Here is a 21705-nt window from a genome sequence, read left to right on the forward strand (position 1 = left end):
TCTCGTCCCTAAGCCACCGAATTGTCGGTGGCCCTGGCTAGCTTGCGATCATCATCGCCGAGACCGGAGGTCGACTGATGTATCGACAGGGTGACGTGTTGATCGTGCCCGTGACGGAGGAGTCGGCACCCCGCGGGCTTCGCCCGGTGCCGCGCGACCCGCGCGGGCGGCTGGTACTGGCGGAGGGCGAGGCGACCGGGCACTGCCACGCGATCCCGGGCCCGGGAACGCTGTACCCCGGTTTCCTGCACCTGCCCGCGGGCGGACGCCTCGTCCACGAGGAGCACGACCCGATCTCGCTGCCGAAGGGCTGGTTCCGGGTGATCCGTCAGCGGGAGTACGTGCCGGGCTCGTTCCGGACGGTGGCCGACTGATGGGCCGACTGATGGGCCGGCCGGCTGAGACGCTGGCCTGGGAGCAGGTGGCCTTCGCCACCGGCGAAGGGGACCACGACGAGGCGTCGGCGGGAGTGCGGCTGGCCTACCGCGAGGCGGGCCTGCGCGAGCCCGAGGTGATCGTACGGCTGGCCTCCCCCGCCGCCGGGGCGATCGCGGCGGTGTGGCTGCTCGGCACCGACGAGGTCCGGGCGGCGATGGAGGAGATCGGCTTCGGGCGGCTGCGGGCCCTCGACGGCATCGACCCCGGGTCCTCGGTGCGCTACGAGGTCCGCACCGTGCCCTGGGAGAGCGCCAGGGCGGAGGCGAGCGCCGAGGCCGGACCGGCGGGCTGGGCCCGGTTGTGGGAGGAGACGGGCGGTCGGCTGTGGCCGCGAGTCGACCGGCTGGTCACCGAGATCCGCGGGGCGATCGGCGACCTCGGCGGCGACGTCCTGCGCCAGGCGACCCTCGACGCGGTGCTCGGCCAGCACGACGCGCCCTGGCTGTCGGCCTTCGACGGGCTGGAGGGTCTCAAGCGGGCCGCGCGGCACACGGGCTGGTGGTGGCCGTACGAGCGGGTCGCGATCGTCACCGACCGGCCGGTGGAGCTGCACCTGGACGACGCGGGACGGCTGCACTCGAATTTCGGCTCCGGCGCCGAGCGCCCGGCCCTGTCGTACGCCGACGGCTTCGCGCTGCACGCCTGGCACGGGATGCCGGTCCCCGCGGGGTTCGGCGCGACCATGGCCGCGCTCACCCCTGAGCGCATCCGTGCCGAGGAGAACGCCGAGCTACGCCGGGTCATGCTGGAGCATTTCGGCCTCGACCGCTACCTCGCCGAGTCGGGCGCCCGGCCGCGGCACTTCGACGAGACCGGCGTCCTGTGGCGGATCGACCTGCCGGGCGACGAGCCGGTGGTGATGGTCGAGGTGGTCAACTCGACGCCGGAGCCGGACGGCACCCGGCGCACCTACTTCCTGCGGGTCCCGCCGTGGGTGACCAGGGCCCGCGAGGGGGTGGCGTGGACCTTCGGCGTACGTGAGGAGGACTACCGCCCCGAGCGGGAGACCTGATCCCCGGCGGCGTTCCAGGCGGCGGGGACGCGTTCCAGCACACCTCCCGCGAAGACGTCGTAGAGGCCGAGGGGCTCCAGGTGGACGTATCCGATGTGGCAGTCGCAGACGGGCAGCGGGCAGGCGCGGGGCCGCAGGGCGGGCCGGTAGGAGCCGTCGTAGAGGTTGCCCAGGACCTCGGGCACGAAGTGGCAGCGCCTGACCGTCCCGTCGCCGTCCACCGAGATCACGCTGTCCCCCGTACGGCACGGCAGGCCCAGGCTGCGGTGCGCGTGCCGGCTGTGGCCGAACAGCGGGTCGATCGCCGTCCACTCGGCCGCCTCGGCGTCGCTGTAGACCCGGCCCTCCTGCGCGTTGACCCACAGATAGGTCTCGGGCGGCAGGTCCGCCCGGAGCCTGCGGGCGTCCGCCAGATGCGCGGGGGCGCCGACGATGCCGACGCTGTGCCGTACGGGCAGCGAGCGGACCTTGGGCAGGAATCGCTCGTAGGGCACCTGGGTGGGGTGGTAGGTCACCCACAGCGCCGCCCGGTCCGAGGCCTCCGCGAGCCAGCCGGTGCGGCAGCTCAGGTTCGTCTGGATGGCCACCCGGCGCACGTTGCCGAGCCAGGACAGCCGCACCATCGCCTCGCGATACCAGGACCGCACCAGTCCCTCGCCCCACGGGGTGAACAGCACGGAGATCTCGGCGTCCTGGGCCGCCACCCACGCCGTGAACCGCTCCAGGGCAGCCCGGTCGGCGCGCAGTTGTTCTGGGGCGTCCCTGCGCTTGGCGAACGGGCAGTAGCCGCAGTCGTAGTCGCAGCTCGCCAGCGGCCCCCGATAAAGGATGCTCAGCACGCGGCGTATCCCTCCATGAGGGCCCTCACGCGGGGCGAGAACAGCGCGGGGCCGATGGCGTCGGAGTGGGCGAGCCCGTCGGCGGTCGGGCGCACGGCGGACGCGTCCGCCGTCAGCCAGTCCGGAAAGAGGTCCAGCAGGGGGAAGTCGTCGAGCACGTCGCTGCCGAACCTGGACCGGTAGAGATTCCGCGACAGCCCCTCGGTCCGCAGCAGCGACTGGATGAGATGCCGTCTCCTGCGCTCCTCCTCGTCCAGGGCGAACCCCACGTTGGCCACGCCGAAGTCGTCGCGCCGCACGTAGTCGTCGATGATCGCCCGCACGTGGCGGGCTCCGACCGCGTACTCGAAGGAGTGGTGCAGGGCGCTCGTGTACGACCGGGCCCCGCAGCCGAGGCCGACCATGCCGTCGGTCTGGCAGCAGTAATCCGTGGACGCCGTCGTGTCGGGCGGCCCGGGCAGCCGGAACATCCGCATGGACACCTGTTCGTAGCCCGCGTCGAGCAGGTGGTCGCGGCCCAGGCGGTACAGCTCCATCCGCTGGTCGTCCCAGGCGCGGTCCTGCCTGCCCAGCCCCGTGAGAGGCCGGACGTACAGCGGGTAGAGGTACAGCTCCTCCGGCCGCCACGCCAGGGCCGCGTCCAGGGAGTAGCGCCACGACTCCGGCGTCTGCCCGTCGATGCCGTAGATCAGGTCGATGTTGAGGGTCGCGATGCCCGACGCCCGGATCGCGTCGAGCGCGGCGTCCACCTCCGCGCGCCTCTGCGGCCGTACGGCCGCGCGGGCCTCGGCGTCCACGAAGCTCTGCACGCCGATCGAGATCCGGCTCGCGCCCCGCTCGGCCAGCACGGCGAGACGGTCCGGCGTGGCGGTGGCCGGGGAGGTCTCCACCGACAGCGGGATCTCCCGCAGGCCGACGCCCATCGCCCGCTCGGTGAGATCGAACAGGCGGGTCAGCTCCCAGGGGTCAAGGTAGGTGGGCGTGCCGCCGCCGAAGGCCGCGGTCGTGAAGCTCGGCCCGTCCAGGGCGGCCCGTACGGCTCGCGCCTGCCGCTCCAGGGTGTCCAGGTAGGCCGTGGTGAGACCCTCCGGAGCGCCCGTGCGGGTGAACAGGTTGCAGAACCCGCACCGCATCTCGCAGAACGGGATGTGGACGTACAGCGCGCCCGCCTGCTCCCCCGCCCAAACCTCGCTCAGGGCCGGGCGCGGATCGAGCGGCCGGTAGGCGGTCTTGTGCGGGTAGGCGTAGACGTATCCCTCGTAAGGCGTCAATCGTGCTCCCCGTCGGGGTGATCCAGGATGAACTCGGCGTAGGGCACCGTCCAGACGACCTCGTGGCCGATCCGGTGGCCGACGTGCCCGTCCTCGCCGTACGCCGTCCCGTGATCGGAGCAGACGATGACGAGGCAGGGCCGGCGCATCAGCGCGTACAGCCTGCCGATGTGCCGGTCGACGTATTCGAGCGCCGCGGCGTGGGTGGCCGGGCCGTCCCGGGTCGCGCCGGGAAGGTGGAAGTGGTTGGGCTGGTGCAGCGCCGACACGTTGACGAACAGGAATACCGGCCGGTCCCGCCGGGCCAGCGCCTCCTCGGCGCGGTCGATTTGCCGTTCCAGCGAGTGGGGGCCGGTCACCCCGAACTCCGGCTCCCAGTGGCTCTCCGCGAACAGCCCGGGCAGGGCCGCGCCCAGCGGGGTCAGCTTGTTGAAGAACCCGACCCCGCCGATGCACACCGTGTGGTAGCCGGCGCCGGCGAGCCCGGCCGGCAGGTCGGGCGCGTCGAACACCCAGGTGCCCGCCCCGGTCGTCTCGCTGCCGGGGAAGGTGGCGGCGAACAGGCGCGGGTGCGGCCCCGGCGTGACCGGCGTGGGCAGGAACCCCGCGAAGATCGCCGCGTGCGCGGCGTAGGTGAAGCTGCCGGGGCTGTGCCGCCGCTCCCACCTGCGGCCGCCGGGCAGCAGGCCGGGCAGCCGCCCGGCGTCGGCCAGCTCGGCCGCGACGTCGTAGCGGAGCGTGTCGAGCGTGACCAGGAGGATGTCGTGGGTTCCCACGACCTCGTTCATGTCCATCGCCGGCCCGAGATCGCCTCGGCCTGCTCGGCGTAGGTGTCCCGGCCCGTGCCCGCCAGATCGCCCAGGCCGGGCAGGAGATCGCCGAACGCGTTGACCTCCGCCACGGCCACCGACCGCCGGTCGGTCCCGACCATGAGGTCGACACCTGCGGTCAGGCTCCTTGGGAAGCACGCGGCGGTCCGGGCGGCCACGTCGAGCACCCGCTCCCACAGGCCGGGCCGCGCCCGGACCACGCCGAGGTCGCCCCGCAGGCCGCCGAGGTGCAGGTTGGTGATCGGCGTCCTGCTCGTGCGCATCACCGCGTGGGTCGGGCTCCCGGCCACGGTCACGACGCGCAGGTCGAACGTCCTGCCGCCCGCCGACGCCTTCGGGAACCACCGCTCCACGTGCAGCCCGTCGGGCGCGAGCGCCTCGACCAGCGCCTTCACGTCGGTCTCGTCCTCGTACGAGCGGACCCGCAGCGAGTTGCACAGAGTGCCGTCGATCCAGGCCGCCGACGTGACCGCCTTGACCCGGCCCGCGTGGGCCTGGAAGGCGACCACCCCGGAGGCCGACGAGCCGTGGGCGGGCTTGACGAACACGCGGGCCCAGCCCCGCTCGGCCATCCGCTCGCGCAGCTCGCCGTACGAACCGGTCTCGAAGGCGGGCGGCACCGGCACCCCGGCCGCGGACAGCCGGGTGTGACAGCGGCGTTTGTCGAACATCACCGCGATCTCCTCGACGTCCCCGAGCAGACGGACGCCGGGGAGCGCGGCGATCCTCCGCAGCCCCGCCGTGAAGGCGGCGTACCAGGCCGCGCCCCCGCCGACCCGGGTCGGATCCCCCGGTCCGCGCAGCAGCGCGTCGGTCTCCGCGTCCTCGCCCGGCGAGTCGATCCGCACGAGCGTCCCCGGCGGCAGGCCGATCTCGCGTCCGGTCAGCACGTCACGCCAGGGGACCACCCGCGGCTCCGGCAGCCCCCTGGCCACGGCGGCGTCGCGGAACATCGTCACCCGCCGGTCGCCCGGCACGCCGACGACAGCGAGGTGCGGCGTCACTCGCTCACCGCCACGTAGCGCTCGTAGTCGGGCTGCCGCTCGGACAGGTCCACGTCGACGCCGGGCAGGGACGCGGCGATCCGGGCCGCCATCGGTCCGCTGAGGTAGTGGTGGTGGAGGTCGAGCCGGCGCAGGTGGGTCAGCGGCTGCCCGCCGAGCAGCGCCTCCGCACCGGCGTCGGTGAGCTCGCCCATCGACAGGCTGAGCTCCTCCAGCCGGGCCACCACGGAGGCGGCGGCGACGGCCGCCGCGATCGCGTCCTGCGCCGGGCTGTCGCACAGGCCGAGCCGCCGCAGCGCGGGCAGCCGCTCGCCGGACAGGATCGGCGCCAGGTCGGCGACGGTGGCGTTCCCACCGTAGTTCTCGACCCCGAGCCACATCTCCAGGTGCTCCAACGCGGGCAGATCGCAGGCCCCGACCGCACGCACCACCTCGGCGGGCAGCCCGCCGCATTCGAACCGCAGCACGCGCAGCCGCTCGTGCCGTACGGGCCGCAGGGTCAGCCCGTCCGAGCCGCGGACGTCCAGCCGCTCCAGATGGGGAAACGCCTCCAGCAGCGGGGTGACGTCCCCCTGCTCGATCCAGGAGATCTCCATCAGCTCCGTGCTGACGAACCCCAGGAAGACCGACCGGAGACGGGGCAACCCCGCCGCGTTGGCGGCCAGGAACGCGGGCACGTCGTGCCCATAGTGGACCAGTACGAGCGACTCGATCGCGTCGCCGCCCACCGAGTCGACCAGGCGCCGAAGCTCCCGCTCGAGTCCCGGCTCACCCTCGTTGCCGGACAACCCGTTCGTGAGAGCCCACGCGACCGCCGAGGGGTCGGCGACCGTCTCTCCCGGCTCCACCACCGGCCTGCCGGCGAAGAACTGCCCGGGCTCCCACGCTTGGCCGTACAGGTAGAGGTCCTCGTGGACGAAGGTCTCGCCGGGGTCGGGCGCGGCCGTCACTCGCTCACCGCCACGTAACGCCAGACCTCACCCTCGTCCTCCTCGGCCTCCTCCTGTTTCGAGAGGTCGACCTCGACGCCCGGCAGCGCCTCGGTCACCCGGGCGACCATCGCGTCGGTGAGGAAGTGGTGGTGCAGGTCGAGCGTGTGCAGGTGGGTCAGCGGCTGCCCGCCGAGCAGCGCCTCCGCCCCGGCGTCGGTCAGCGTGCCCATCGACAGGGCGAGGGACTCCAGCCGGGCGACGACCGGCGCGGAGGCCACGGCCGCCGCGATCTCGTCCTGGATCTCGCTGTCCTGCAGGCCGAGGTGGCGCAGCGCCGGCAGCCGCTCCCCGGACAGGATCGGCGCCAGATCGGCGACGGTGGCGTCGCCGCCGTAGTTCTCCTCCCCGAGCCACAGGTCCAGGTGCTCCAGGGCGGGCAGGTCGCAGGCACCAATCGCACGCACCACCTCGGCGGGCAGCCCGCCGGTCTCGAACCGCAGCATCCGCAGCGACTCGTGCCTGACGGGCCTGAGCTCCAGTCCCGTGCCGCCGCGTACCTCCAGCCGCTCCAGCCGGGGAAACGCCTCAAGCAGCGGTGTCACGTCCGACTGCTGGATCCAGGAGATCTCCGCCTCGTCGCTGCTGATCGCGCCGACGAAGAGCGAACGGAGCCCGGGAAACCGGGCGGCGTTGTCCGCGAGCAGGCCGACGACCTGCTCCGACGACGTGCCGTAGCAGTCCTCCCACCCGCCGATCACGAGTGCCGGAACCCTGGCCGTGTCCGCCCGCCTCAGCAACACGTCGAACGCGTCGGCGATGGGGTAGTTCTCGCCCCACCCCGAGCTGATCCGCACCGCCGCCGAAGCCGGGTCGGGGATCTCCTGCTCCTCCGGAGCGATCTCGACCACCGGCAGCCCGGCGTAGGTCTCGGCGTAGCGGTGCTTGTAGCCGAAGTAGGTGTCGTACGGGATCATGGGCGGACTTTCTCGTCGGGGGGAGTCGGCGGGTCCGTCCTACCAGACCCCGCCGACAATTCCCCGATCACGTGTCCGCGGCCAGCGCCCGTACGTCGGGGTGCATGCCGGGGGTCGCCAGCACGAGGGCGGCCAGCGAGCCGAGGATCGTCACGGGCCGCGTCCTCGACGCCTCCACGGCGGCCAGGTAGCGCCAGGCCACCAGCTCGGCCACGTCGTCGCGCGCGTCCGGGTCCACCCAGGCCGTGGCGATCATCGCCAGCAGGGCCGCCTCGGTCACCCAGTCCTCGGGCCCGTACGCCAGGTCGGTCAGCACGCTCCTGCGCTCGGACTCCGCCCACGCCTGGCCGGCCCGGTGATGGGCGATGCCCAGGCAGGCCCACGCCTGGACCTGCCTGATCCACAGCGGCACGGCCACCGGCTCGCCGTACGGCGACAGCGGCGGGTGGGCGAGCACGCCGAGCAGGTCGCCGAGGGACAGGCCCGACAGGCGTACGGCGTGGTCGTAGGCGGCCGGCAGGTGCGGCCAGCGCAGCGTCGCGACGGCGGCGACGGCCTCCAGTGCCTCCCGGGACGGCGGCGGCACGGCGGGCGCGGCCGTCACGCCCTCGTACCTCCACACGCGCCTGGCCACGCTCCGCACCGGGCCGTGGCCGTACACCTCAGGCACGGTCAGCCGCGCGTCCGGTTCCGGCGCGTCGGCGACGGTCACCGCGAAGCCGGGCACGACCAGGGAGAAGGCGAGCAGCGCGCTGGGCGGCTCGGGGGCGGAGACCGTGAGCTCGCCACCGGCCGGGACGTCCTCCTGCTCCACCACCTGGTAGAGCACGTCGATCACCGATTCCGTCGGGCCCGGGACGCGTCCCAGCCAGAGGCGCAGCGCGCAGTGGTCGCCGAGCACCGCGTCGCCGTGCTCGTTGCCGGGGTCGTCGCGCAGGTGGTCGGCCAGCTCGACCAGGTGCCGGACGTCCCCGTCGCGCTCGAAGCGCATCCCGCAGGCGGTCGGATAGGCGTTCGGGTGCCGGGGCTCACGCCGCAGCGCGCGCTCCACCCACTCCAGGCCCTCCTCCGGGCGGCCGCTGCTGTGCAGCATCTCGCCGATGTCGGTGTACAACGCGAGGTTGGCGGGGTCGTGCTCAAGCGCCCGCACCATGGCGCGCTCGGCCTCGGGCCACCGCTGCAGGTCGCGGCACGCGTATCCCTCGGCCAGGGCGGCCTGGAAGGACGGCGCCAGCGCGTAGGAGCGGGCGGCCAGCTCCGCCGCCTCCTCGGCCTCCCCCACCCGGCGCAGGAGGAGCGAGGCCAGCCAGAGCAGCGACGCGTCGTCCGGGTGGGCGCGCAGGCCGCCCCGCACCAGGGCGACGTACGGCACCAGCGCCTCGCGGCCGTCCTCCGGCACGGCGCCGGGCAGCCCGGAGGCCAGCAGCGAGACGAGCGAGCACAGCTCGCCGGGCGGGATCCGCCCGGGCAGCTCGGGGTCGAGCACCCAGGGCACGTGCGCCCAGCGTCCTACCGGCTCGTGCCGCTGCACCGAGATCAGCAGGCGCAGCGCGGGCACGTGCTCGCCCCGCGCGGCCAGCGCGTGGGCGCGGGCCAGCGCGGTGCCGAGGAAGACCGGCTCGTCCAGGGGAAACAGGTCCGGACCGCCGCCCGGCCCGGCCAGCAGCCGCGCCAGCATCTCGTGGGCCTCGGGCAGGGCGGGGTCGTGGGCCAGCGCCGCCGCGACGTGCGCGGCGGCCTGCCCGGTCTCCCCGTCGGCCAGGGCAAGCCGCGCCATGCTGACCTCGCCCTCGGCCTGGGCGCGGGGGTCGTCCATGCCCTCGTCCATGCCCCCGTCGATGCCCTCGTGCGTCATGCGTCCTCCGATCCGGCAGTCGTGATCATCACTCTGCCAGAGCGGCGCAGAGCACGGCCGTGGGCATCAGTCCACGACGACCAGGTCCCTGGTCGTGTTGTTCACCCGCTCTCCTGCGGCCTCGCCGCAGACGACGATGTCCTCGATCCGGGCGCCGTGCCGTCCGGGCAGGTAGATGCCCGGCTCGACGGAGAACGCGAACCCCGGCCGCATCTCCTCGGTGTTGCCCGCGACGATGTACGGCTCCTCGTGCGTCTCCAGGCCGATGCCGTGCCCGGTGCGGTGGATGAAGTACTCGCCGTACCCCGCCTCCGCGATCACCTCGCGGGCGGCGGCGTCCACCGACTCGCAGCTCACGCCGGGCCTGACGTGGGCGCAGGCGGCCTCCTGGGCGCGCTTGAGCACCTCGTAGTAGGCCGTGAAGTCGGCCGGGGGCTCGCCCACGCAGTAGGTGCGCGTGGAGTCGGAGCAGTAACCGCTCGGCATGACGCCGCCGATGTCGACGACGACGGGCTCGCCGGGCCGGATGACGCGGTCGGTCAGCTCGGAGTGCGGGCTGGCGCCGTTCGGGCCCGAGCCCACGATGACGAAGTCGACCCGGGCGTGTCCCGCGTCGATGATCGCCTCCGCGATGTCCTTGCCGACCTCGCGCTCGGTGCGACCGGCCTTCAGCAACTGGGGCACCAGGTTGTGCACGGCGTCGATGGCCGCCCCTGCCTCCGCGAGCGCCGCCTTCTCCGCGGGCGACTTGCGCATGCGCAGCTCGCGCAGGACGCTCCCGGCCAGCACCTGCTCGGCCTCGGGCATGACCGCGCGGAACCGCAGCGACTGCAGCGCCCACATGCGGTCGGCGAGCCCGACTCTGGCGACCGGGCCAAGGCGGCGGGCCACCTCGGCGTACGGGTCGTCGGTCTCGTCCCATGCGACGAACTCGACGCCGAGCCGGGAGGCGGGCGAGTGCTCGGCGGCCGGCAGCTCCAGGCGCGGCACCATCAGGAACGGCTCGCCGGACGCCGGCACGACGAGGCAGGTCAGCCGTTCCAGCGGCAGCGCGTCGTATCCGGTCACATAGCGAAGATCGGGGCCTGGAGTCAGCAGCAGGGCGTCCAGGCCGGCGCGGTCGACGGCCTCGCTCACTGCGGCCGGACGGGTCGTGGGATACAGGTCGGAGGACTCCGGGGACATCGTTGTCACGCGACCTAATCTAACCAGCGCGGGCCCTGACGACGTACTCAGGTGCGCATACCACAGCCGCCACGCGGGCGAGCTTCGCGGGGCTCTGGCTTATTCCACGCCATAGAAGAAAACCAACCCCTGGGTAATGCAGGACTGCTACGCTCCGCGTCAGGGCGATCACGGAACGTCCGTACGGCAGTGCAAGAGCGGCATCGAGAGCGAGACAAATGGTCGGCGTAGTGGGCGGCACGAAGCCCGCCCTTCCCCCCGCGGACGACCGCGACCCGGACACGACTTCCGTCGCCGTCCCCCTCATGGTCCAGGACATCGGCACGGTCCAGGACCTCGCCGGACGGTGGGCGGAGCGCCGGGAACGCGCCGCCGAGGAGCGCCGCGTCACCCTGGCGCTGCGGGAGGCGATCCTGCCCGAGCCCGGCGCGTCGATCGACCTGCCCTACGCCCGGATCGCGGTCCGGTACGTCCCGGCGGGCCGGGCGTCGAGCCTCGGCGGGGACTGGTACGACGCCGCGTCGCTGCCCGACGGACGCATGTTCCTCGCGGTGGGCGACGTGTCAGGACACGGCCTGCCCGCGATCGCCGAGATGGCCCAGCTGCGTCACGCGCTGCTGGGCCTGAGCATGACGGGGGCCTGTCCCGGCAGGCTGCTGACGTGGCTGAACACCCTGGTCCTCACCCGGTTGGACGACACCACCGCGACCGCCGTGTGCGGCCACTTCGATCCGGCGACCCGCCTTTTCACGTGGGCACAGGCGGGTCACCCCGCTCCGATCCTGGTGCGTCGCGGGGGCGCGCGCCAGCTCGGGGCGCCGCGGGGAGTCGTGCTCGGGGCGACGTCGAGCCTGCCGTACGGGGTGGCCGACGTCCGCCTCGAGCCCGGCGACCTGCTGCTGATGTTCACCGACGGCCTGGTCGAGCGCCGCTCGCGCGACATCGGCGCCGGGGTGTCCCTCATCCTGGAGGCGGCCGCGGCGACCGGGCTCGGCACAGACCTCGACACAGGCCTCAGCACAGGCCTCGACGCGGGCCTCGACCGCCTGCTCGAGGCGATCGGCGGCCCCAACCCCGAGGACGACACCTGCCTGCTGGCCGTGGCGGTCACCGAAGAGGGTCCCCTGCGCCCCTGACAGGCGTGACAATGGCAGGGTGCTGATGCTTCTCGACACCCCGTCGCTGTACTTCCGCGCCTTCTACGGAATCCCGGATTCGGTGACCTCGCCGGACGGCATGCCGGTCAACGCGGTGCGCGGGCTCCTCGACATGATCGCCACCCTGGTCCGCCGGCACTCCCCCGCCCAGATCGTGGCGTGCATGGACGCCGACTGGCGGCCGGCGTTCCGGGTGGCGGCGATCCCGTCGTACAAGGCGCACCGGGTGGCGAGCGGCGACGAGGAGGAGGTGCCGGACACGCTGGCCCCGCAGGTCCCGGTCATCGAGGAGGTGCTGGACGCGCTCGGCATCGCCCGCGTCGGCGTCGCCGGATACGAGGCCGACGACGTGATCGGCACATATGCGACCGCCGCGACCTCAGCCGTGGACATCGTCACCGGCGACCGCGACCTGTTCCAGCTCGTCGACGACGAGAAGCCCTGCCGCGCCCTTTACACAGTAAGGGGAATCCGCAACCTCCAGATCATCGACGAGGCGTTCGTCCGGGAGAAGTACGGCATCCCCGGCCGGGCGTACGCCGACTTCGCGACGCTGCGCGGCGACCCGAGCGACGGCCTGCCCGGTGTCGCCGGCATCGGCGAGAAGACGGCGGCGGCCCTCATCACGCGCTTCGGGTCGCTGACCGCGCTGCTCGCCGCGCTGGACGACGGCGGCGCCGACGGCTTCCCCGCGGGCGCGCGCAACAAGCTCGCCGCCGCCCGCGACTACCTGGAGGTCGCCCCCGCCGTGGTCCGGGTGGCCCACGACGTCCCGGTCCCGGACGCCGACATCACCCTGCCCGCCGCGCCGCGCGACCCCGAGCGGCTGGTCGCGCTGTCGGAGAAGTACGGCCTGGACAGCCCGCTCAACCGCCTCCTCGCCACACTGACCCGGTAAGGCCGTTTACAGCCCGGAATGTCCACACTCGGGTAGGTTGATCGCGTGCCGCGCACGACGATCCACCTCCACGACACCGCGGACGGGCTCCGCCCTGCAGTAGAAGCAGGGTTCGCTCGGATCCGCAGCGAGTTCGACCTGCCGGACGGCTTCCCCGCCCCCGTACGGGAGGAGGCCGAGCGGGCCGCGGCGGCCCCCGCCGTACCGCGGGAGGACCGGACCGACCTGCCGCTGGTAACCATCGACCCGCCCGGCTCGATGGACCTCGACCAGGCGTTGTGCATCGAGCGGCGCGGGACGGGCTACCGCGTGTGGTACGCGATCGCCGACGTCGCGGCGTTCGTCCGGCCCGGCGGTGCGATCGACGCCGAGGCGCGGGTCCGCGCCGAGACCGTCTACATGGCCGACGGACGGGTGCCGCTGCACCCGCCCGTCCTGTCGGAGGGCGCGGCCAGCCTGCTGCCCGGGCAGACCCGCCCGGCGGCCCTGTGGCGGCTCGACCTCGGGTCCGACGGAGAGATCGAGGCGGCGGACCTGCGCCGCGCGCTGGTGCGCAGCCGGGAACGGCTCGACTACGAGACGGTCCAGGCCGCCGTGGACACCGGCCGTGCGGAGGGGACGCTCGCGCTGCTCGCCGAGGTCGGGCCGCTGCGGCTGGAACGGGAGCGGGCCAGGGGCGGGCTGTCGCTGCCGACCCCCGAGCAGCAGGTGGTCCCCGACGGAGACGGCGGCTACCGGGTGGAGTTCCGCACCAACCACCCCACTGAGGCGTGGAACGCCCAGATCTCGCTGCTCACCGGTATGGCGGCCGCCCGGATGATGCTGGACGCCGGCGTCGGCGTGCTCCGGACCCTGCCCGAGGCGGGCCCGCAGGACGTCGGCAAGGTCCGCAGGGTCGCCGCCGCGCTCGGCGTGCCCTGGCCCGACGGCACGTCGTACGCCGAGGTCGTGCACGGGCTCGACCCGAAGATCCCCGGCCATGCCGCCTTCCTGCACGAGTCGACGGTGCTGCTGCGCGGCGCGGCCTACGTCGCGTTCGACGGCACGCCGCCCGGCCAGGCGCTGCACGCCGCCCTGGGGGCGCCGTACGCGCACGTCACCGCGCCGCTGCGGCGGCTGGTCGACCGGTTCGGCACCGAGGTCTGCTTGGCCGTGGCCGCGGGCCGCCAGGTCGCCGAGGAGGTCGCGGCGGCGCTACCCGGCCTGCCGGAGCAGATGGCCGCGGGCGGCAGGCGGGCCGGCACGGTGGAGCGTGCCTGCGTGGACCTGGTCGAGGCGACCGTGCTGCAGCCCAGGATCGGCGAGGTCTTCGAGGCGGTCGTCGTCGACGTCGCCGACGGAAAGCCGGGCGGGCAGGTGCAGGTCACCGAGCCCGCCGTCATCGCCCGCTGCGACGGCGACCGCCTGCCGCTCGGCGAGCGCGTCCCCGTACGGCTCACGCGCGCCGACCCCGCCACCCGCGAGGTCCGCTTCACCGCCGTGTGACCTGTCCAGCAGCGGCGAGCAAGGCCGCACCGGCCGCGCTCAGCGGCCCGCCGCGGCCAGCAACTGGTGGGCGTACGCCTCCCGCAGGTCCTCGACGATCCGCCGCTGCCACGACCGCCGGACGACCGCCCGGGTGAGCCGCCGGGCGGCCCTGGGCGTCGCGGCGACGGCCGCCGCGATCTCCCAGGCACGGGCCATGAGCCGGTCGCGCGGCAGCACTTCGTTGACCAGCCCCCACCGCAGCGCCGTCTCGGCGTCGATCCGCTCTCCCGTGTACGCCAGATAGGCGGCCCGCTTGGCGCCGAGCAGCTCCCGCAGGACGAGGTGCATGCCGTCGCCCGGGACCGATCCCGCGGCGAAGTTGCCGTCGCCGATCAGGGTGTCGTCGGCGCACAGGGTGATGTCGCACATCAGGGCCAGCTCCTGGCGCGGTCCCGGCCCGTTCAGCACTCCGATCACGGGGATGTCGACGTCGAAGGCGAGCCGCTCCAGCGGTTTGACGCCGTCGGAGTACTGCTCGTACAGGACGTCCGCCGGCCAGTCGGAGACGGGCTCGGCGAAGGAGCGGGGTCGAATCCGCCGAGACGGCGGTCACGGTCGTCCAGGATCTCGCTCACGATGGTCCCTTTCCCAGCGCCGGACGCTTCCGGGATCAGTTGACGGAGGAGTAGGCGACGACCCCGCGGCGCATGGCGTCGATGGCTTTGAGGGCGTTCTCGGCGACCTTGCTCCCCTTGGGCGCGGCGTCCCTGAGCTGGCCGAGCAGGTCGAGCAGCTGCTTGACCCAGCGGACGAAGTCGCCCGCCGCGAGATCGCAGTCGGTCAGCACGGCGTCGAGGCTGTGGCCCTTGGCCCAGCGGAAGGCCGCCCAGGCGAAGCCCACGTCGGGCTCGCGGACGAACGACAGGCCGTGGTCCTCCTCGATGCCCTCCAGCTCGCCCCACAGCCGCACCATCTCCCCGAGGGCGTCGCGCGTGGCCCCGGCCGGGATCTTCGGGCTGCGGACGTCGTCGGCCTGCCGCGACTCGTACACCAGCGACGACACGCACGCGGCCAGCTCGGCGGGGTCGAGGCGGTTCCACACGCCCGCCCGCAGGCACTCGGCCGTGAGCAGGTCCAGCTCGGTGTAGAGCGAGGCGAGCCGGCGACCCTGCTCCGTGACGGTCTCGCCGTTCAGGTAGCCGAGCTGGTCGAGCACGCCGCAGACCCGGTCGAAGGTCCGGGCGATGACGTGGGAGCGCCCCTCGACCCGGCGGCGCAGCCCATCGGTCTCCCTGAGCAGCTTGTGGTAGCGCTCGGCCCAGCGTGCGTGGTCCTCGCGCTCGTCGCAGCCGTGGCAGGGGTGCTGGCGCAGCTCCCGCCGCAGGCGCGTGACCTCCTCGTCCTCCTGGGCGTGGTCGCGCGCCCGCGGCGGCTTGCCGAGGTCGCGGTCGCCCAGCTTCGCGTGCACGGTCGAGACGAGGTTGGCCCGCTCCTTCGGCGAGCGCGGATTGAAGCCCTTCGGGATCCTGATCTTGTCGACCGGCTCGACCGGCACCGGGAAGTCCGACGCCGACAGGCGCTTGACCTGCTTGCCGATCGTCAGCACGAGCGGCGAGGGACCGTCGTGCCCCCGGCCGTTCACACCGGGGTCGAGCACGACCGCGATGCCCGCGCGGCGCCCGCCGGGCACCCGGATCACGTCGCCGGGCTTGAGCACCTCCAGCGACTGCACGGCCTGGGCGCGGCGGGCCGCCCCCCGCTGGCGCGACAGCTCGGCCTCGCGGTCCGATAGCCGCCTGCGCATCGCGGCGTACTCCTCGAAGTCGCCGAGGTGGCAGGTCATGGCCTCGGCGTAGCCCTCAAGAGCCTGCTCCGCCTTGCGGAGCTGACGGGCCAGCCCGACCACGGCCCGGTCGGCCTGGAACTGGGCGAAGGAGTCCTCCAGCAGGGTCCGCGCCCGCTCCCTGCCGACCTGCCCGACGAGGTTGACCGCCATGTTGTACGACGGCTTGAAGCTGGAGCGCAGCGGATAGGTGCGGGTGCCGGCGAGACCTGCGACGGCGAGCGGGTCCATCCCCGGCTGCCAGACCACGACGGCGTGGCCCTCGATGTCGATGCCGCGCCGCCCGGCCCGCCCGGTGAGCTGGGTGTACTCCCCCGGGGTCAGGTCGGCGTGGGTCTCGCCGTTCCACTTGTCGAGCTTCTCGATCACCACGGACCTGGCCGGCATGTTGATGCCGAGCGCCAGCGTCTCGGTCGCGAAGACCGCCTTCACCAGTCCCTTGGTGAACAGCTCCTCCACGACCTCCTTGAACGCGGGGAGCATGCCCGCGTGGTGGGCGGCCAGGCCGCGCTCCAGGCAGTCGCGCCACTCCAGGTAGCCGAGCACCGCGAGGTCCTCGTCGGGCAGGTGCGCGGTGCGCTCGTCCACGATCTGGCGGATCTCGTGGCTTTCGGCCTCCGTGGTGAGGCGCAGCCCCGAGTAGAGGCACTGCATGACGGCGGCGTCGCAGCCGTTTCTGGAGAAGATGAAGGTGATCGCCGGCAGCAGGCCCTCGGCGTCGAGCTTCTCGATCACGTCCGACCGGCTCGGGGTCGTGCCCCGGCCGGGCCGCGAGTAGCCCCGCCTGCCCCTGGCCTGGGCCAGCCGCATCTCGTCGCGGGAGATCCGCATGAGCGACGGGTTGACCCGCAGGGTGCCGTCGCCCTCGTCGACGAACAGGTCGAACATCTTGTTGCCGACCAGCATGTGCTGCCACAGCGGGACCGGCCGGTGCTCGTCCACGATGACCGTGGTGTCGCCGCGCACCTCGCCCAGCCACTCGCCGAACTCCTCGGCGTTGCTGACCGTGGCCGACAGCGCCACCACCCGCACCGACTCCGGCAGGTGGATGATGACCTCTTCCCAGACCGCGCCCCGGAACCGGTCGGCCAGGTAGTGGACCTCGTCCATCACCACGTACGCGAGGCCGGTCAGCGTGTTCGATCCCGCGTACAGCATGTTGCGCAGGACCTCGGTGGTCATGACCACGATCGGGGCCTCGCCGTTGACGCTGTTGTCGCCGGTCAGCAGGCCGACCTTGCCCGCGCCGTAGCGCCGGGCCAGGTCGTTGTACTTCTGGTTGGACAACGCCTTGATCGGCGTCGTGTAGAAGCATTTGCGGCCCTGTTCCAGCGCCAGGTGGACGGCGAACTCCCCCACCACCGTCTTGCCCGACCCCGTCGGCGCGGCCACCAGCACGCCGTCCCCGGCCTCCAGCGCCTGACAGGCGTCGATCTGGAACTCGTCGAGCTCGAAGTCGTATAGTTCGCGGAACGAGGCGAGAGCGGGTCCGGCGCCGGACTGCCCCTCACGGAAGGCGGCATAGCGTTCCGCTGGCGTACTCATACCGTCAACCCTACCGATAACGGGATTCCGGGCGTCCGTGATCGGTGTTCCTTCTGAGCGAACGTCTTTACGCCGTAGATCCCGGGACCAGGACGCGTAACACTCCCGGCTCGACGGCGCAGGTCAGCGGGGCCGGACCGGCCCGCTCGCCGTCGGCGTACGCGACGACGTCCCCGTCCAGAGCCTCGATCTCGACGCGCCGGGCCCGCCGCAGGGTCACGGCGGGGTGCCCGGTGTGGCCGCCCCGGTAGACGTGGGGGAAGATGCGCAGGAACTCGCCCGTGGACAGCGCCCCGACCACGAGCACGTCGAGCAGGCCGTCGTCGGGCCGGGCGTCCGGGCAGACCCGCATCCCGGCGCCGTACGACCGGGTGTTGGCCACCGCCACGAGCATCGCCTCGTGCTCGGCGGCCTCGCCGTCGAGGGTGATCCGGAACGCGATCGGGGTGAACGACCGCAACTCGCGCACGAGCGCGACCAGGTACTTCGCCATACCGGGCGGCCGGGTCATGGCGTTGGCCCGCTCGTTGACGCGGGAGTCGAACCCGCAGGCGAGGACGCCGGCGAACCATTCATCCGGCTCGTCACCGCCCGTGCCCAGTCTGGCGGCGTCGATCATCCGGCAGCCGCCCGCGGTCACGATGTCCGCGGCGGCGAGCGGATCCTTGCGTGGGATGCCGAGCGCGTCGGCGATGTCGTTGCCGGTCCCGGCGGGCACGATCCCGAGCGGCACGGCCGTCCCGGCGACGGCCTGCACGGCCAGGTGGACCAGGCCGTCGCCGCCGAAGGCGACGAGCGCGGCCGGCCCTGCGGCGACGGCCTCGCGGGCGCGGCCCAGGGCGTCCTCCGCCGAGGTCCCGACGATCACCGAGACCGGGCGGCCACCTGCCCGCAACCGCCGGAGCACCGGGTCGAGCAGGCGCAGCGTCCGGCCTCCGCGGGCGGCGGGGTTCACCAGGACGACGATCTCATCGGCCACAGGGGGAACCTACCGCCGCCCACCAGGTGACACCAGAGGGATGTTCGGTCAGTCCCTCACGTCGGCCGAGTCCGCCGCGCCCTCGGGGGCGGACGGCCCGTCGAGCTCCTCCTCGATGGCCCGCGCGTGCTCCGCGTCGGCGATGTCGCGCTTCTTGTCATGGAAGTACATGAACGCCATGGCGACGAAGAACAGCGCGACCATCGGAAGCGCCAGGGCCAGCATGGTGACGGGGTCCTGGCTCGGCGTCGCGACGGCCGCGAAGACGAACATCAGGAACACGACCATGCGGGTGTGCTTGGACACGGTCTTGAAGCGGAGCACCCCGAGCACGTTGAGGAACACCAGCAGCAACGGCATCAGGAAGGAAACGCCGAAGATGATCAGCATCGCGAGCGCGAAGCTGAGGTACTCGTTGATGCTCACCAGCGTCAGCGTGCCCTCGGGGGCGAAGCTCAGCAGCAGCGACAGGCCCTTGTCCATCGTGACGTAGGCGAGGGCCGAGCCCGCGGTGAACAGCGGGACCGAGAGCCCGAGGAACGCCATGGTGTAGCGGCGCTCGTTCTGGTACAGCCCGGGAGTCACGAACGCCCAGAGCTGGTAGATCCAGAACACCGCCGAGACCACCACACCGAAGATCACGGCGACCTTGAGGTTGACGAAGAACGAGTCGAATACCCCGTTCACCACCAGCGTGCACTTGTCGCCGTTGAGCTGGTGGGACTGCGGCAGCCGGCAGTACGGCTGCTTGAGGAAGTTCCAGATGGGCTCGAAGTAGATGAACCCGACGGCGGTTCCGACGACCACCGCCAGGATGGCCTTGATCAGCCGGTTGCGCAGCTCGCGGATGTGCTCCATGAGAGTCATCCGCCCGTCCTCCGCCGCGGCGGCGGGAGTCGACCGTTTCAGCAGGGCCATCTAGCTCGTCCTGAGATCAGTGGGGATGCGGCACCTAGTTGGAGCGCTGCTCGTTCTGCGAGCTCACGGGCTGCTGGCTCTCACGCAGCTTCCGGTTCTCCTCCTCCAGGAGACGCAGCCGCTCCTCGACGGACGGGGTGGTGGGCGGGATCTGCGCCGCCGGCGGAGCGACGGGCTCGGCCTGCGCCTTGACCGTCTGCCGCGCCTCGTCCTCCTCGCTCATCTTGCTGGTTTCCTTCTTGAACATGCGCAGCGACTGCCCCAGGGCCTTCGCGGTGTCCGGGAGCTTCTTGGCGCCGAAGAGAAGGATCAGAACCAGGAGGATCAGAATCCATTCCATGGGTCCGAGGTTGGGCATGTCGTGTCCTTACCGCGAGGGCCGTGGGTACTACCCCCCGATCGTACGCGCCCCACAGGCCAAAGTTCACCTGTCCTCGGGCCTCAAAATCACATCAATCGTGGGCAAAGTCCTCTATTCGGGCACGCCGAGCCGCCCCTTGGCCCGCTTGACTTCCGCGTGCAGGTCCCGCGCCGCGGCGAGCACCCGGACGGCCGGCCAGACGAGGACGGCGAGCCCCGCCACGGTGACCGCGGCCAGGGCGAAGATCAAGGTCATGTCACCCGCCCCGGTCACACGGTCTCGTAGTTGGCCAGCGCCTGCTTGGCGGTGGCCGTGACCCGCTCGGCGAGGGACGCCGGCGACAGCACCCGGCCGCTGTCGCCCAGGCGGAGCGCGAGCCGCACCAGCCAGGACTGGTCGCGGGCCCGCAGGGAGACGCGCAGGCGCCCCTCACCGAGCTCGGCGACCTCCTCGCAGGGGTAGTACTCCGCCACCCAGCGGCCCGCCGGGGTCAGCTCCAGCTCCACCAGCTCGTCGCTGTCCGACGGCCGGAAGACGCCCTTGGCGACGTCCATGGGCTCCGCCTCGGCCGGCGGATCGGCCGGAACGTCGAGGACCTCGACCTCGATGATCCGGTCGAGGCGGAACATGCGCATCGCCTCGGCGCGGTAGCACCAGCCCTCCAGGTAGTGCCGACCGTCCACGAGCACGACCCGCAGCGGATCGACCTCCCTGGGGGTGATCTCGTCGCGCCCTGGCACGTAGTAGCGCAGCGACAGCCTGCGGCCCCTGCGAGCCGCGTCGGTGATGACGGCGTGGGCGTCCGGGGCCGCGCCGATCTCCACCTGGACCTGGCTGCTCACCGTGGCCGCGCCCTCGCCCGCCGCCTGCTCCAGCTTGGCGATGACCCGGCCGAGCACGTCGCGGCCCTGGAACTCGGGCAGCTCGTCGAGCATGCGCAGCGCGACGAGCAGCGCGCTCGCCTCGTCCAGGCCGAGCTTGAGGGGCCGGGCGATCGCCTCGGCGTTGTCGATGAGGATCTCGCCGCCGTCCCACGAGACGTCGATCAGGTCGCCCGGCGTGTGCCCGGGCAGGCCGCACATCCAGACGAGCTGGAGATCGTCGACGAGCTGCTTCTCCGACAGGCCGAACAACCGCGCCACCTCGGGCACCTGCGCGCCCGGGTGCGACATCAGGTACGGCACGAGCGCGAGCAGCCGCGGCAGCCGGTCCGAGCTCACTGCAACGCCCCCTTCAGACGGCGGATCACGGCCTCACGCGCGTCCGGCGGGTCCAGCACGACGGCGTCCGGGCCGAGGCTGGCCAGCCACCCGGCGAGCCGCTCCGCGTCGGCGAAGGTCACCTCGGCCTCGTCCCACTCCTCCGGCCCGGTGCGCACGGCCTGGGCGGCGTGCCGCAGGCCGAGGCAGGTGCCCTTGCGCACGCGCACCAGGGCGACCCGCTCGTTCGGCAGCTCCTGGTAGCCCACCATGGCCCGCAGGTCCAGCCCCTCAGGGACGGTGAACGCACCCGGCCGCCCGAGCGTGGACACGGCCCCGGTGATCCGGCTCAGCCGGAACACCCGGGCGGCGTCGCGGTCGCGGTCGTGCCCGACCAGGTACCACCGGCCGCGCCTGCTGACGACCCCCCACGGCTCGACCGTCCGCCGCAGCACCGACTCGCTGCCGGCCGACCGGTAGTCGAAGGCGACCGCTCGCCGGTCCCGCACGGCCTCCCACAGCGCCGGGAACGCGGGGTCGCGGGTGTCCACCCGCAGCTCCAGCGGGCTTTCGGCGAGGTCGGCGTGCACGCCGCCCGCGGTCAGCTTCAGCAGCGCCCCGCTGGCCGCCTCGGCGAGGCTCGCCCGCTGCCACACCTGCGCGGCCAGGCCGATGACGGCGGCCTCGTCGGGCTCCAGCGTGATCTCGGGCAGCTCGTACGCCTCGCGCACGATCCGGTAGCCGGGGTCGTCCTCCCAGGGGTCCTTGTGGACCTCGATGGGGATGCCGATCTCGCGCAGCTCGTTCTTGTCGCGCTCGAACATGCGCTGGAAGGCCTCGTCGTTGTCCGGGTCGTAGCCGGGGACGGCCTGCCGGATCTGCTCCGCGCTCAACGGCCGCCGCGTCGCGAGCAGGCAGATCACCAGATTGAGCAGCCGCTCGGTCTTCCGCCGCGACATCGGGCCTCCCTTCCGATGGAGAACGCTACCCTTTTCGGC

At 72.8% G+C, this 21705-nt stretch carries 21 protein-coding genes; 5 read left to right on the forward strand and 16 right to left on the reverse strand.

From position 1 onward, the window contains the following. Positions 1-77 precede the first annotated feature (77 nt). Both BXA11_RS22070 and BXA11_RS22075 read left to right on the forward strand, forming a co-directional pair. The gene (locus BXA11_RS22070; protein WP_030507113.1) at positions 78-374 is read left to right on the forward strand and encodes a hypothetical protein; all 297 of its coding nucleotides are present in this window, start codon (positions 78-80) and stop codon (positions 372-374) included. Continuing rightward, complete coding sequence (locus BXA11_RS22075) at positions 374-1450, forward strand: DUF6745 domain-containing protein (protein ID WP_239104996.1); 1077 nt, start codon at positions 374-376, stop codon at positions 1448-1450. Before BXA11_RS22070 ends, BXA11_RS22075 begins: the two co-directional genes overlap by 1 nt. Here BXA11_RS22075 and BXA11_RS22080 read toward each other — a convergent pair. The 8 genes from BXA11_RS22080 to BXA11_RS22115 form a co-directional block, all read right to left on the reverse strand. Further along, positions 1426-2289 carry an STM4011 family radical SAM protein gene (locus BXA11_RS22080; RefSeq protein ID WP_076437406.1) on the reverse strand — a complete coding sequence of 288 codons (864 nt, stop codon included), beginning with the start codon at positions 2287-2289 and terminating at the stop codon, positions 1426-1428. The genes BXA11_RS22075 and BXA11_RS22080 overlap by 25 nt on opposite strands. Next, on the reverse strand, positions 2283-3560 hold the full coding sequence (locus BXA11_RS22085; RefSeq protein ID WP_076437408.1) for an STM4012 family radical SAM protein: 1278 nt from the start codon (positions 3558-3560) through the stop codon (positions 2283-2285). Before BXA11_RS22085 ends, BXA11_RS22080 begins: the two co-directional genes overlap by 7 nt. Then, the gene (locus BXA11_RS22090) at positions 3557-4348 is read right to left on the reverse strand and encodes an STM4013/SEN3800 family hydrolase (protein ID WP_204053658.1); all 792 of its coding nucleotides are present in this window, start codon (positions 4346-4348) and stop codon (positions 3557-3559) included. The genes BXA11_RS22085 and BXA11_RS22090 overlap by 4 nt, the downstream gene beginning before the upstream one ends. Next, entirely contained in the window at positions 4345-5394 is a 1050-nt protein-coding gene (locus tag BXA11_RS22095; RefSeq protein ID WP_204053657.1) for an STM4014 family protein, read from the reverse strand. The genes BXA11_RS22090 and BXA11_RS22095 overlap by 4 nt, the downstream gene beginning before the upstream one ends. Continuing rightward, positions 5391-6344: an STM4015 family protein gene (locus tag BXA11_RS22100; RefSeq protein WP_239104995.1), complete on the reverse strand. Its 954-nt coding sequence runs from the start codon at positions 6342-6344 to the stop codon at positions 5391-5393. Before BXA11_RS22100 ends, BXA11_RS22095 begins: the two co-directional genes overlap by 4 nt. After that, the gene (locus tag BXA11_RS22105; protein WP_076437412.1) at positions 6341-7300 is read right to left on the reverse strand and encodes an STM4015 family protein; all 960 of its coding nucleotides are present in this window, start codon (positions 7298-7300) and stop codon (positions 6341-6343) included. The genes BXA11_RS22100 and BXA11_RS22105 overlap by 4 nt, the downstream gene beginning before the upstream one ends. A 67-nt stretch (positions 7301-7367) precedes the next feature. Beyond that, the gene (locus tag BXA11_RS22110; protein ID WP_076437415.1) at positions 7368-9155 is read right to left on the reverse strand and encodes a tetratricopeptide repeat protein; all 1788 of its coding nucleotides are present in this window, start codon (positions 9153-9155) and stop codon (positions 7368-7370) included. 66 nt (positions 9156-9221) lie between these two features. Then, complete coding sequence (locus BXA11_RS22115) at positions 9222-10340, reverse strand: M24 family metallopeptidase (RefSeq protein WP_076437417.1); 1119 nt, start codon at positions 10338-10340, stop codon at positions 9222-9224. Between the two features lie 230 nt (positions 10341-10570). On the opposite strand from BXA11_RS22115, the gene BXA11_RS22120 reads away from it, so the two are divergent. Genes BXA11_RS22120 through BXA11_RS22130 form a run of 3 tightly spaced genes read left to right on the forward strand, consistent with a single transcriptional unit; the run spans position 10571 to position 13880 of the window. Continuing rightward, on the forward strand, positions 10571-11476 hold the full coding sequence (locus BXA11_RS22120; RefSeq protein WP_239104994.1) for a PP2C family protein-serine/threonine phosphatase: 906 nt from the start codon (positions 10571-10573) through the stop codon (positions 11474-11476). A 25-nt stretch (positions 11477-11501) separates the two neighbouring features. Then, a complete protein-coding gene (locus tag BXA11_RS22125) occupies positions 11502-12395 on the forward strand; it encodes a 5'-3' exonuclease (protein ID WP_076437642.1) in 894 nt (297 codons plus the stop codon). Between the two features lie 45 nt (positions 12396-12440). Continuing rightward, entirely contained in the window at positions 12441-13880 is a 1440-nt protein-coding gene (locus BXA11_RS22130) for an RNB domain-containing ribonuclease (protein WP_083744476.1), read from the forward strand. 39 nt (positions 13881-13919) lie between these two features. Here BXA11_RS22130 and BXA11_RS22135 read toward each other — a convergent pair whose 3' ends face one another. The 8 genes from BXA11_RS22135 to BXA11_RS22165 all read right to left on the reverse strand — a co-directional run bounded on the left by BXA11_RS22135 (position 13920) and on the right by BXA11_RS22165 (position 21666). Beyond that, positions 13920-14456: an enoyl-CoA hydratase-related protein gene (locus tag BXA11_RS22135; protein WP_083744477.1), complete on the reverse strand. Its 537-nt coding sequence runs from the start codon at positions 14454-14456 to the stop codon at positions 13920-13922. Between the two features lie 76 nt (positions 14457-14532). Continuing rightward, positions 14533-17250, reverse strand: a complete 2718-nt coding sequence (locus tag BXA11_RS22140; RefSeq protein WP_076437424.1) for a DEAD/DEAH box helicase — start codon at positions 17248-17250, stop codon at positions 14533-14535. A 67-nt stretch (positions 17251-17317) separates the two neighbouring features. After that, complete coding sequence (locus tag BXA11_RS22145; protein ID WP_076437427.1) at positions 17318-18229, reverse strand: diacylglycerol/lipid kinase family protein; 912 nt, start codon at positions 18227-18229, stop codon at positions 17318-17320. Positions 18230-18277: 48 nt separating this feature from the next. Further along, positions 18278-19147, reverse strand: coding sequence for a twin-arginine translocase subunit TatC (gene tatC / locus BXA11_RS22150; RefSeq protein ID WP_076437429.1), 870 nt, complete (start codon positions 19145-19147; stop codon positions 18278-18280). Between the two features lie 34 nt (positions 19148-19181). Further along, a complete protein-coding gene (gene tatA, locus BXA11_RS22155) occupies positions 19182-19505 on the reverse strand; it encodes a Sec-independent protein translocase subunit TatA (RefSeq protein ID WP_076437432.1) in 324 nt (107 codons plus the stop codon). Between the two features lie 114 nt (positions 19506-19619). Beyond that, entirely contained in the window at positions 19620-19763 is a 144-nt protein-coding gene (locus BXA11_RS43265) for a hypothetical protein (RefSeq protein WP_156080850.1), read from the reverse strand. A 14-nt stretch (positions 19764-19777) separates the two neighbouring features. Beyond that, positions 19778-20728: a helix-turn-helix transcriptional regulator gene (locus BXA11_RS22160; protein WP_030507130.1), complete on the reverse strand. Its 951-nt coding sequence runs from the start codon at positions 20726-20728 to the stop codon at positions 19778-19780. Then, positions 20725-21666: a helix-turn-helix transcriptional regulator gene (locus tag BXA11_RS22165; protein WP_030507131.1), complete on the reverse strand. Its 942-nt coding sequence runs from the start codon at positions 21664-21666 to the stop codon at positions 20725-20727. The genes BXA11_RS22160 and BXA11_RS22165 overlap by 4 nt, the downstream gene beginning before the upstream one ends. Between the last annotated feature and the right edge of the window lie 39 nt (positions 21667-21705).

Source organism: Microbispora rosea, assembly GCF_900156315.1.
Taxonomy (GTDB): domain Bacteria; phylum Actinomycetota; class Actinomycetes; order Streptosporangiales; family Streptosporangiaceae; genus Microbispora; species Microbispora rosea.

Coding starts and splice junctions, on each gene's coding strand:
- BXA11_RS22110 (WP_076437415.1), bottom strand. CDS start 9,155: ATGACGCACGAGGGCATCGACGGGGGCATGGACGAGGGCATGGACGAC.
- tatC (WP_076437429.1), bottom strand. CDS start 19,147: ATGGCCCTGCTGAAACGGTCGACTCCCGCCGCCGCGGCGGAGGACGGG.
- BXA11_RS43265 (WP_156080850.1), bottom strand. CDS start 19,763: ATGACCTTGATCTTCGCCCTGGCCGCGGTCACCGTGGCGGGGCTCGCC.
- BXA11_RS22140 (WP_076437424.1), bottom strand. CDS start 17,250: ATGAGTACGCCAGCGGAACGCTATGCCGCCTTCCGTGAGGGGCAGTCC.
- BXA11_RS22125 (WP_076437642.1), top strand. CDS start 11,502: ATGCTTCTCGACACCCCGTCGCTGTACTTCCGCGCCTTCTACGGAATC.
- BXA11_RS22075 (WP_239104996.1), top strand. CDS start 374: ATGGGCCGACTGATGGGCCGGCCGGCTGAGACGCTGGCCTGGGAGCAG.
- BXA11_RS22105 (WP_076437412.1), bottom strand. CDS start 7,300: ATGATCCCGTACGACACCTACTTCGGCTACAAGCACCGCTACGCCGAG.
- BXA11_RS22115 (WP_076437417.1), bottom strand. CDS start 10,340: ATGTCCCCGGAGTCCTCCGACCTGTATCCCACGACCCGTCCGGCCGCA.
- BXA11_RS22070 (WP_030507113.1), top strand. CDS start 78: ATGTATCGACAGGGTGACGTGTTGATCGTGCCCGTGACGGAGGAGTCG.
- tatA (WP_076437432.1), bottom strand. CDS start 19,505: ATGCCCAACCTCGGACCCATGGAATGGATTCTGATCCTCCTGGTTCTG.
- BXA11_RS22090 (WP_204053658.1), bottom strand. CDS start 4,348: ATGAACGAGGTCGTGGGAACCCACGACATCCTCCTGGTCACGCTCGAC.
- BXA11_RS22165 (WP_030507131.1), bottom strand. CDS start 21,666: ATGTCGCGGCGGAAGACCGAGCGGCTGCTCAATCTGGTGATCTGCCTG.